Genomic DNA, 11,604 nt, shown 5'->3' with positions numbered 1-11,604 from the left:
GCAAAGAGTTCAACGAGCGTCGTTGTATGCCGCCCCTTTTGGGTCTTGATGCCGACCTCACCGGTTCGCAAGCCTAAATTGGGTTGAATCGCGTTCAGCAGGCTGGACTTTCCTACGCCGGATGCACCGATGATAACACTAAATTTGTTCCTTAAGGCGTGTCGAAACGCGTCTAAGCTTTCGGGCTTATGGATACTGGTATAGAGCACTTGATAGCCCAACCTCTCATAATTAGTAAAAGTCTCGGTAAATTCCTCCGGTTGGGTTGCGTCCACTAAATCCATCTTATTGAGGCATATGACTGCGTCCATGTCACCGGCTTCAGCCAAGATTAGGAATCTATCCAGTGTCCGAAAATTAAGGGGCGGCATGAATGTAGATGCGACGGCTACGATTTGATCTGCATTGGCAACGATAACCTGTTCGATGTCGCCCTGCCTTCCTGCGTATTGCCGTGAGAACTTCGTCTGACGGGGCAGAACATCCTCTACTACACCTTCCTCGGCATCAAGTTGCGTGAAGATAACTTTGTCCCCGACAGCCACTGGATCTGCATATATTCTGCGTCCAGTTGCTGAGCGATGTCTCCGTTTGAGTGTGCCGCGGAGTGTACATCGCAGGGTGACATCATCATGCTGAACGTCATAAAACCCTGTTCGCGCCCGGATGACTCTACCTTGTTCACGTGTGAGGATAAACACCACCTCCAAGAATTTATCAGACGTAAGATTTCATCGTTTTCAAAGCTACCTCAATATCTTCATCAAAATTATCAAACTTGCACTCACACGAGATGCGACCGTTATAGCCTGCTTTTTGGAGCGCGGTGAAGAAATCTGTAAAATCGAAATCGTCGTTTCCCGGGTAAGAGCGTTTGACAGGCTCCGCGATGTGGACATGCGCGAGCCACTCCGCGGCATCAATAATATTTTGCATCGGCTCTTCTTCCTGATAGATATGATAGAGATCCGCCAATGCTTTGATGCCTGGACGATTTACGCGTTTTGCCATGGCAACGCCATCCGCGACGGTTCGGAGGATATTCCCTTCTCGCAAGCAAATCGGTTCAATTACGATAATCATGTTGTATGCTTCGGCGTGATCTGCAGCCATCTCAAGGAACTCGGCGATCTGTGCCAATGCACGTTCGCGTGAATAGCCTTCCGCTATATTTCGAGAACCGCTGCTCCCGTAAACGATCACTTCGCCACCGATTTCATTGGCTCTGCGGCAAGCAGTCTTCACATAGCGAGACAAACGTGGCAAATCCACAGTATCGCCTACCACGCGTAGATCACCGGGGATAAAGCCTGCGTAGGACTCTGGTTTTAAAGGGGCGTTCGCTGCCTGCTCACGGATTTTCTGAAATTCGGCTTCGTCTGACTCAGGTATCAACGCGGAGCGTACCCCTAATTCGATATAATCATACCCAACTTCTGCGAGCCGATTGACATTTTCTAAACTGGTACAGATTCCAAATCGCATGTATTCGCTCCTTCTCAGAGGTGTGCCTAAAGAATAGAAATAAATGAATGTAAAATACTTTCAATAACAAGAATTAATAGTGCCACGAGGTATGTATTGAAAAAACCGTTAAGTTCAAATCTCGGAACCGCTTTATTAACAATTCCGAGTAGAAAAGCAGTGAATTATTAGTACATGATATTCCTTTATTTTCCAAATCGGCGTTTGCGTTGGCTATAGGCACGTAAGGCACGGAGGAAATCAATTTTCCGGAACGAGGGCCAATAGGTATCGCAAAAATAGAATTCTGAATAAACGCTCTGCCAGAGTAAAAATCCTGATAGCCGTACTTCCCCACTGGTGCGAATGATTAACTCAGGGTCGGGGAGGTTTGATGTATATAAATAGGGTGTAATTTTGTCTACAGTGAGTTCATCTGCAATTTGGCGAACCGATTTTCCACTGTCACTTTCGGCTTTTAGATGTCCCCGGAAAGCCTCAATGATTTCTTCGCGACCGCCGTAAGCAACAGCGACATTTAAGATGAACTTTTCATAATGTTGTGTCGCTTCTTCTGCTTCCCGAATCGCTTCTTGAAGGCTTGGGGGTAGCAGGTCTATTTGTCCCATTGCGCGTACCTTAATCTGGTTAGTATGGAGTCCTTCAATTGTGACGAGTTCACGCATTCTCCCTTCAATAAGTCCAAGAATACCTTCGACTTCATGTGCTGCGCGTTTGAAGTTATCAAGCGAGAAGATCCATATAGAAAAAATCTCAACGCCGAGTTCATCGCACCAATGGAGTACCTCTTCTAATTTATTTGCCCCTTCGTGATGTCCTTTGATAACATTCTCAAGTCCACTGGCTTTGGCGTAACGGCGGTTTCCATCAAGGATTACACCGATATGACGTGGGATTTTCCATGTATTTGCTTCGGACTCCAAACGCCGCTGGTAAGCCCTATAAAAAAATTTCTCAATTTGTCTTTTAATGTAGCGGAATGGTTTCATGTTTGCATCCTGATTTATTGTGGTAAGTTGCGATTAGGGCACAACTTACAAGCACATATAACAAATTGCATTATAACATGAAAAAGTTATATAAATAAAGTCTATTTTCTGTAACTGTCTCGGTTGACAGACGATTTTGAATCCACTGCCGAATTATAGGTTGACATGTTATAGCGGGTGTGGTAAATTTGTGTAAAATTATTCACTGGTGTGTTATAAGATGGAATTTTAAAAGACATCAGTTCGCGTCCATTGGAGTCATAGTTTATATGGAAGTTGAAACTTCCGGATCGTCAGCATCATCACAAATTCCAGCCCACGGTGTTACACTCAAATCTATTCTTATTGCCGTTATCCTGATACCGATTAATTGCTATTGGGTCATTGAGATGGAGGTTATTCGGTATTCAGGTCACCCCGTGACCATCTCCCTCTTTTTCAATGTGATTTTCAGTCTGTTCGTGGTTATTGGTGTGAATCAATTATTGCGCCGTTTTGTGCCGCGTATGGCGTTGGTCCAGAGCGAGTTGGTGATTGTTTACCTGATGCTGTCTATTGCTTCGGGGATCACTGGACACGACATGCTTGAAATTTTGGTGCCGATGTTAGGGCATGCGTTCCGCTTTGCTACCCCAGAAAATGAGTGGCAGCAGTTGTTCGTACCATTTCTTCCAGAATGGCTCACTGTCAGCGATCCATCACTTTTAAGCGGGTATTATGACGGGGAATTGCCCCTCTATACGGCTGAGACATTGCTCGGATGGGCAACACCTGTCCTTTGGTGGAGTGCTTTTATTACTGTGTTGATCTTCGGAATGCTTTGCATCAATATAATAGTCCGAAAGCAGTGGATTGAGCACGAAAAGTTAAGTTACCCGATAATTCAACTCCCGCTCCAGTTAACAGAAACACCGCAGAACCGTCTATTTCAGAACAAGTTGATGTGGCTTGGATTTGGGATTGCTGGCGCGCTTGCCCTTTGGAACGGAATCAACTTTTTATATCCAATCTTACCGGAATTCAGGACCCGCGTACGGAGTTTTCAAGTCTTCACGGAAAGTCCGTGGAATGCTATGGGCAGAATCCCGTTTTCACTGTATCCGTTTGCAATCGGGCTTGGTTTCTTTATTCCTTTGGATCTTTCGTTTTCATGTTGGTTTTTCTTCTGGTATTGGCGATTTATGCGTGTGCTTGGTGCTGCTCTTGGTCTACGTACGCTACCTCGGTTTCCATATATGAATGAGCAAGCGGCTGGTGGTTACCTCGCGCTGTGCGTTTTGGCAATTTGGGCGAGTCGCAGACATCTATTGCACGTTGCGAAAACCGTTGTGGGACTAAATATTCAACAGGAGAATACTGTCGTCAGTGCTTCAGGGCGCGAAACACAGGAAGCGATGTCCTATCGCGGGGCGACACTCGGTCTTATCGCTGTAATGGTGTTCCTTGTGCTTTTCTGCTACTATGGCGGTGCTGAACTTTGGGTGATGTTCGCATTTTTTGTTATCTATTACATGATTTCGATCGCCATAACCCGGATGCGCGCCGAACTCGGTACCCCTGTGCACGATCTGCACTATTCCGGTCCTGATGAAATTCTGACTCGGACTGTTGGCACACGTCAATTAGGAAGAGGCAACCTCATTATGTTCTCCATGTTTTGGTTTATTAATCGTGCCCATCGGAGCCATCCGATGCCGCATCAGTTAGAAGGCTTCAAAATCATGGAGCGAACAAACATGACGATGCATCGTATCGTCTTTGCCTTAGTGCTTGCGACGGTTTTAGGTTCGTTGGCAGGGTTTTGGGCATTAATTGACCGTGGCTACCGACTCGGGATGGAAGTGCGTGCTTATTGGCCCTCTTTGAGTGCTTTCGGGATAGAGCCGTATCGCCGTCTTGCGGGATGGTTGCAAGCCCCTGAAGAGACACTCATTGCTGAGAGCGGGTTTATGGGTATCGGTTTCTTGCTGACGACAGTGCTGATGTTCTTTCGGATGCGATTTGTATGGTGGCCCTTTCATCCTGCTGGATTCGCGATCTCTACGAGTTGGGGTATGCATGTTACGTGGAGTTGTCTTTTCATGAGTTGGCTAATCAAGTGGTTGATTCTTCAATATGGTGGTGTTGTACGGCATCGGAAGGTAGCCCCCTTCTTTTTAGGGTTAATCTTGGGGGAATTCACAATCGGGAGTCTCTGGACAATTTTAGGGATTATCGCTGGAATTCCTACCTACGGATTTTGGGTGTAGTTGGTCTCCGATTCTAATCGTCATCTGGGCGCGAGTTTATTGCCAGATTTAACGGCAATAAGAACAACGTCAGACTAAACAGGAGCATCCATTGCCATTCCCATTTGAGTGGTGCCATTCCTAAAAACTGCGCGACAGGCTCAATATAGAGTGTTATCAGGTGAAGTGCGATAACGACGACGGAGATGACAATGAGCCGGGAATTCGCGAATATTCTTTGAAATAACGATTCCCATGGATAGCGCAAAACTTGCCAGCATGTTGCCAACTGTGTGAGGATGAGTGTCGTACATACGACTGTTCTCGCTATCGTGATATCCAGCGGAATTGGAGTCCCAGTATTTCCACCTGAGAACACCTCTCTCATTAGGGTCGAAACACCGATGGTATCGGACAATGCGGGGGAACGCCACAACATAAAGAAGAACGGTATGAGTGACATCAGACTAATAGTGACGGCACGGCAAATAATATCTATGCCTGTTGTTTTTGAGAGAAAACGGGCCCTTGAAAAGAGGGTCGGTCGGTGGTGCTTTTCATCAGCGAATATCTGTTCCGTGCCCATACCTAATGATGGTAGTAGCGTTGTGAGCAATTGCACCCAAATGATCTGCGTTAGTGTCAACGGCATCGGCATTTTATAGAGATAGTGTAAAACCGTGCCAATAGTGAGTGTGAAGAATAGGGAGAGTGTACAGGAAAGATTCCAACGTAGGAATCCAGCTGTGTTGTGATATGCTTCACGGGCATGAAGCAGGGCATCCCTTACGGCTTGAAAGCCCTTACTATTGATGAGTCCATCGGCAGCGGCTTGAACAACGTGTGATGCCTGCACACTATTAGCGAGCGCGATATCAGCGACAGTCATCGCACGTAGATCGGTTCTATTTTGGCCCAAAAATCCTATAGCATGTCCTTGACGTTTCAGACTCAGGACAATATTCCGGCGCTGTTCCCAAGTGGGTTGTGAATAAGCAAACCATTTTGCTGTTTCGTTGTCGATTTGTTCACGCGGGACTGCGTCAAGTTCTTCTCTTGATGCTACCGCTTTCCTGTTGTGAACAATGCCGAGGTCTTTCGCTAAGTCAACAGTCTCTTGCTCTTTACCTTCCGAGATAAGGACAATTTTAAGACCGGTGTCAAGGCTGGATTTCAGAACTGTTTTTGTCTCTTCATCATTGCTGATAGAGAAGCCTATAAAACCCAAAAAGATAGGATTGTCTTCCATTTCTTGTGGCTTCAGAATAACATCAGAGGAGTGAAAAGCGACACCATAAACCTGGGATTTGGTGCTGAGCAAATAGTCTATGATTTCATGGTACATCTCATACTTGTCGTCCGAGAGGGGTGTAATTTCGCCATTAATGAGTACGGAGCCACAGGTGTCAAGTACAGTCTGCGCGTCTCCAAAAATGACATTAAGATAGTCCTCTGGTGCTGACTCGAACACCTGCATTTGGTACCCATAGTTACGTGTAGAAGGATAAGCATCCACCAAAGGGAGTTTAGCCTTGACACTCTCCAATTGATAGCCGAGCCTTTCCATATTCTGTTGGATGGTGGTCTTGGGTGAAGGTGCCGTCTCGTTAGTCTCGGTTCCCGAAATTGCTGCGGTATTGGAAGTAGCTGCGTTAGGCACATTCCGCCCGTCAGAGGTGCCAAGCCCAGCAGTGAACACTAAGTGGGGCGCACCTTGCGGAATTTTCCCACCATGTGGTATCGCTGCAACCGCTTTTTGTCGTTCCGCAGCGGAAAGTTCTTTCAAGGAATCCAACCATGTTCGCCACGTATTACCATCAACGAGTTGGTCATCAACGAAAAGACTCGAGATCGTTAGGGCGCGTGTCGTAGCAAGTCCATTTTCATTTGCACAAAAAATGGTGATGCGACTCAACTTTTCAAGGCTATTTGAATTGCGGAGTGTGATCCCTTTCGCCCTTAATTTTTCGGTATGTTTAGAAAACGACAATCGGAGCAACCCAATAACATTGCCTGGTGCAGATGCCAATGCGAATAGCAAACCGAGAAGGATTAGGGAGTGCCAATCGGTAACTCGATTCTGATACTCAAACCACCAACCAACGGCTACAGCGATAGCTGCGGCAACTATGCCTACTATCTTTATTATCGCATGTAAATCCCGTGTTTCGCTTTCAGCGAGCGTTTTCGCGACAGATGTCGGCGGATCATCTTGATGCTGCTTCCATATTTCTATCTGTTTTCCGGTCTTCACAACGATTGCGAACCCATGTCCTGCTACGACGTATGTCCCACCAAATGCGATATTTTTTTGTTTTTCCGGCGGTAAGGCAGATTCTGGAATATCCGTACTTATCTTTTGTACGGGTCCCTCGGTCCCAAAGAGTGCGGATTCATCGATCATCAGTCCTTCAGATTCAATGATTCTGGCATCTGCAGGCACGTAATCTCCTGCAGTCAACGAGAGTAAATCGCCGGGAACAATATCCTCGGGTGCACATTTTTCAAATTTTCCTTGTCGAATAACTCTGATCCTATACGCCATGAGTTTATTGATATTGGCATCCCGACTGCAAGCGCGATACACTATTGCAGACGCGTACGCGATATGGATAACTAAAACTGCTGCAACAATACCTACCGTATGAAGGGTGATACTGCTCGTACCGCTGGAAAACAAAGCGACCAATATACCCGTGGCGAGTGCCAAAACAATGACCCGCCATGTCAGTAACGGTTCCAGAAACGCCCCAAGCGGAAAGACTTTTTTCTTTGAAGCGACTTCGTTTTTGCCGTACCGCGCTTTCGCTTTCTCAAGGGCTTCTGCGCTCAACCCTTGGTCCATGTTGGAGTCGAATTTGTTCAGTATTGATGCAATGTTTTCTGTATGAAAATTTGACATCTTTTTATAATTTCAGTGCTTATGATGATATACGAAAATATGTAGCCCTCTGCTGATAAGCCGCTTACGAAGCGCGCTGATCAACGGTCTATTGTTAATTATAAAATTTGCTATAGTTCTAAGACGGAACCTCTGGGATAAAATTCCTTAGCGTTTAGTTGTCAAATTAATTCTCAATTATTGGTTTTCAGAGGTTCTCAACATGAAGACTTGCTCCGTCAATATCCGGTTTTAGAATTTTAATATCAGATGCAATTTGATGTTTTCTGAAGGCGGACTGCATCTGTTCAGCCACCTGTCCTGTATGCTCCAGACAATAGGCTGCGACAGTCGGTCCCGCTCCACTCAAAGCGACACTGAGCGCGCCAGCGGAGGTAGCAGCTTTGGCTACGTCATCAAACCCTGGAATCAGCGAGGCACGGTAGGGTTGATGCAATCTATCCTTCATGGCGACGCGAAGCATCTCAAATTGCCCTGTGGCAATACTTGCGATTAGCAATGTACTCCGACTTGTATTGTATATGGCATCCGCGAAATCTACTGAGGTTGGTAGCACACCGCGCGCTTGTTCCGTTGAAAGCGGGAAATCCGGAATTGCCAGTACAACCGAAAGCACAGGTGGACATTCTAATCGAACCGTATGCACCTGAGCGTTCTCCTGCGCTGAGACGACAATGCCACCATACAAAGAAGCAGCAACATTATCCGGATGTCCTTCAAGTTCTGTTGCAAAATTGAGGAGTTCCACGTCAGAAAATGGAGTCCTGCAGAACACATTCGCCGTTAGTAACCCCCCAAGAATAGCTGTCCCACTTCCCCCTAATCCACGGATTGCAGGTATTCCGTTCTCTATCTGCAATTTGAGACCTTTTGGACGTTTGGTGCCACTTCGGTCATAGACGAGTTCTACTGCTTGAAACGCGACATGTTCGGGTGTGCTTGGTATTTTATCCGCGTCTACGCCGCTAACAACGACTTGAGTGTCGGTTTCGGTGACTTCCAACGTCACTTTACTGTAGAGTTGGAGGGCAAGCCCCAACACGTCAAACCCGGGGCCGAGGTTTGTTGTACTTGCTGGAATACGGGCAGTAACTTTCTGGTATTTTTCTATTTCCTTGCGGATAAGTTCCATTATTGGTTACTCGACAATTTTCGCGTTATTTTTTTATTTCCTTGCGGATAAGTTCCATTGTTGGTTACCCAACAATTTTCGCGTTCGAGTCACCCTCCATTACATTACGGGTTTGGTTCTCCTTAATGAAGTTTGAAAAAATAATTTCGGTAATTAAGGGGCGATGAATCGCTTCATTACGAACCAATCCGCTTGTAGTCATGCCATTCATAGCACGTTCGGGAATTACTGAAACATCATATAGGAGAAAACCCGATTTGGTTCTCACTGCGAAGCAGGACAAATCGGAGCGAAAACTCAATATTTAAAATTACAATTTTGAGATTGTAGTTTCCATTCTGTCCAATGCCTCTTGGATGTTTTCTAAGGAGTTGGCGTACGAAAGCCGGAGATACCCATCACCGAATTTACCGAAGGCGGTTCCGGGTAAAAGCGCAACATCTGCCTCTTCCATGATATAATCGGCGAGTGTTTCACATGAAATCGGCAATTGCGTTACGTTGGGAAACACATAAAATGAACCGAGAGGTTTGATACAACTGACCCTGTCAATTGCATTGAGTCCATCCACAATTGCATCACGGCGTTTCTGAAATTCTGTAACCATTTCTGTGACAAAGGTTTGAGGACCGGTAAGTGCCTCTATTCCAGCGAGCTGTGTGAAGGTGGCAGTACACGAGTTTGAGTTAATAGTTAGTTGGGTAATTTTATCAGCGATTGCTTGCGGTGCGATGCCATAACCGAGCCGCCAGCCTGTCATCGCGTAAGTTTTAGAGTGCCCTTCAATCAAGATTGTGCGTTCCTTCATGCCCGGTAGGCTGAGGACACTATGATGTTTACCTTCGTAGAGGATGCGTGAATAGACTTCGTCTGTGAGCACATAAAAATTGTGTTTCTGTGCCAGTTCAGCAATCGCTTCGAGGTCTTCAAGAGTTAGCGTTCCACCTGTCGGGTTCTGAGGTGAATTGAGGATCAGCAATTTTGTCCGATCAGAGATTGCGTCGGCGAGGTCTTCAAGTCGGAACCGGAAACCTACGTCCTCGCGAAGCGGTAGGGGCACCGCTTTACCGCCGATGAAGTCAATAACGGATTCATAGACCGGGAAACCCGGCTCAGGATAAATCACTTCATCACCATCGTCTATTAGAGCGAGGATAGTAAAGAAGATGATTGGCTTCGCGCCGGGGGTTACCGTGACCTCGTCAGGATGTATTGTAATGCCTCGCGTATCAGTTATATGCTGTGCAACGACCTCACGAAATGCTGGCACACCAGCAGATGGACAATAGCCGGTATGCCCTTCCTTCATGGCTTTGTAAGCTGCCTCAATAATATTGCTCGGTGTTGGGAAATCTGGCTGTCCTATCTCAAGGTGAATGATGTCCTTACCTTGTGCCTCGAGTTGTTTGGCTTTGGCAAGCACCTCAAATGCGGACTCTGTTCCCAATCGACTCATCCGCGTTGCGAATGTGGATGTTTCCAAAATTCTACCTCCGTCCCTTAACCATTCACTGATGACCTAATATTAGTTATTCAACCTTTGCGCAGCGAAATGTCATCAAGCTAAGTATAATTTATTTTCCCAGCAAGATTACGCCGTTTCCACCTGCTAACCAGACCTGTTTGTCTAAAATGAAAACACTATTCATCCGGAACCGTTGGACCATGTCATCACCCGGATCTTGGACTTCCCAGTTTTTACCACCGTCATTGGTATGTACAATCACACCGACACCTAAGTCTCCACCAACAGCCCAACCCATATATTTGTCAGCGAATTGGATGCTTCTTAGTGTTTCTTCAGTGCCGCTTGTCTGTATAGTCCATTTGTCGCCACCGTTGCTCGTGTGGAGGATAAGACCGTTTTCACCGACAGCCCAGCCGTGCTTATCATCTAAGAAAAAGAGGTCTTCAAGCACATCTTCCGCGCCAGTCTCTTGTGCTTCCCAAGTCTGTCCACCATCCATCGTCTTCTGAATCACGCTATTTTGACTGACTTGGGGGACAAGGTGTACGCCAGCAACCCAGCCTGTGGATTCATCAAGGAACTGAACGGCGTTGTACATCGTTGCTTCGTCATCACCAACAGCACCGATTACCCCACCTTGCAGCACCTTCCAAGTCCGCCCTCCTGTTTTTGTTGAGAGAATGGTATCGTTGGCACCGACAGCGAATCCTACATCTTTATTGGCGAAGTAGATTCCTTTAAGCGGGTTGTCAACCTTGCTGGTTTGTATTTCCCAATCTTTACCGTTAGTCGTGGCGACAATCTTGCCGTTTTCGCCGATTGCCCACCCGTGATTTTCATCTAAGAAATAGACCCTGGCGAGTTGAGCGTCCACATCAATTTCGGCTTTATTCCATGTTGCTCCACCATCTGTCGTATATCCGACAAAACCGGGATAGTCTAATTCCAGGGGCGAAACACCGACTGCCCAACCATTTTTCGCGCTTGTGAACGAGATCGACATATAGTCCCGAATTTCGGGGTCTTGTTTTTGAAGGATATCCCAATTTGCTGTGGCAGACAAAGCCGTTACTAAGATGCCGACGATTGCCAGTAGTGTTATCCGCCAGAATGGGCGTGGCTCAAGCCTGTTCATTGTTATTATATCTCCTCTTGATGTTGGATTAACAGCATGCCCTTTGTGATGTAACTTGCAGGGGTTTGAAAATTGCTGTTAAAAAGATTTAATGCGTATTAACAAGCCAAGGGCTTGCGATAGGTAATTAAAATTTTGACATACTCTCTGTGCTAAAGCACAGAGATTCTTTAGAATGCTGTGCTTTGCGTGAGATTGTGGTATCAACGACTTTTGCTGGTAATACCAGTCTTATGAAGCCTACTCCAACAGTTGATGCCCCAAC

At 46.3% G+C, this 11,604-nt stretch carries 8 protein-coding genes; 1 reads left to right on the top strand and 7 read right to left on the bottom strand.

Annotated features, from left to right (window positions below):
* The 3 genes from rsgA to uppS all read right to left on the bottom strand — a co-directional run.
* The coding region (gene rsgA, locus OXH00_00530; protein ID MCY3739482.1) for a ribosome small subunit-dependent GTPase A at positions 1-701 on the bottom strand (701 nt) is incomplete at its 3' end.
* Between the two features lie 16 nt (positions 702-717).
* Positions 718-1,485, bottom strand: a complete 768-nt coding sequence (locus tag OXH00_00525; protein MCY3739481.1) for a sugar phosphate isomerase/epimerase — start codon at positions 1,483-1,485, stop codon at positions 718-720.
* Positions 1,486-1,670: 185 nt separating this feature from the next.
* Positions 1,671-2,474 (bottom strand): polyprenyl diphosphate synthase, encoded by an 804-nt coding sequence (gene uppS, locus OXH00_00520; GenBank protein MCY3739480.1) that lies wholly within the window; start codon positions 2,472-2,474, stop codon positions 1,671-1,673.
* Between the two features lie 269 nt (positions 2,475-2,743).
* Here uppS and OXH00_00515 point away from each other — a divergent pair, with 269 nt between their 5' ends.
* The gene (locus OXH00_00515; GenBank protein MCY3739479.1) at positions 2,744-4,723 is read left to right on the top strand and encodes a hypothetical protein; all 1,980 of its coding nucleotides are present in this window, start codon (positions 2,744-2,746) and stop codon (positions 4,721-4,723) included.
* A gap of 13 nt (positions 4,724-4,736) precedes the next feature.
* On the opposite strand, the gene OXH00_00510 is transcribed toward OXH00_00515, so the two are convergent.
* The 4 genes from OXH00_00510 to OXH00_00495 all read right to left on the bottom strand — a co-directional run bounded on the left by OXH00_00510 (position 4,737) and on the right by OXH00_00495 (position 11,339).
* Entirely contained in the window at positions 4,737-7,604 is a 2,868-nt protein-coding gene (locus OXH00_00510; protein ID MCY3739478.1) for a cation transporting ATPase C-terminal domain-containing protein, read from the bottom strand.
* 187 nt (positions 7,605-7,791) lie between these two features.
* Positions 7,792-8,736, bottom strand: coding sequence for a homoserine kinase (gene thrB / locus OXH00_00505; protein ID MCY3739477.1), 945 nt, complete (start codon positions 8,734-8,736; stop codon positions 7,792-7,794).
* Between the two features lie 310 nt (positions 8,737-9,046).
* Positions 9,047-10,192, bottom strand: a complete 1,146-nt coding sequence (locus OXH00_00500; GenBank protein ID MCY3739476.1) for a pyridoxal phosphate-dependent aminotransferase — start codon at positions 10,190-10,192, stop codon at positions 9,047-9,049.
* A gap of 118 nt (positions 10,193-10,310) precedes the next feature.
* A complete protein-coding gene (locus tag OXH00_00495; protein ID MCY3739475.1) occupies positions 10,311-11,339 on the bottom strand; it encodes a YCF48-related protein in 1,029 nt (342 codons plus the stop codon).
* Positions 11,340-11,604: the final 265 nt, after the last annotated feature.

The sequence above is a fragment of the Candidatus Poribacteria bacterium genome, assembly GCA_026706025.1.
Taxonomy (GTDB): Bacteria; Poribacteria; WGA-4E; order WGA-4E; family WGA-3G; genus WGA-3G.
The sequence above is the reverse complement of the archived record's forward strand: the minus strand, read 5'-3'. Positions and strand labels throughout refer to the sequence as shown.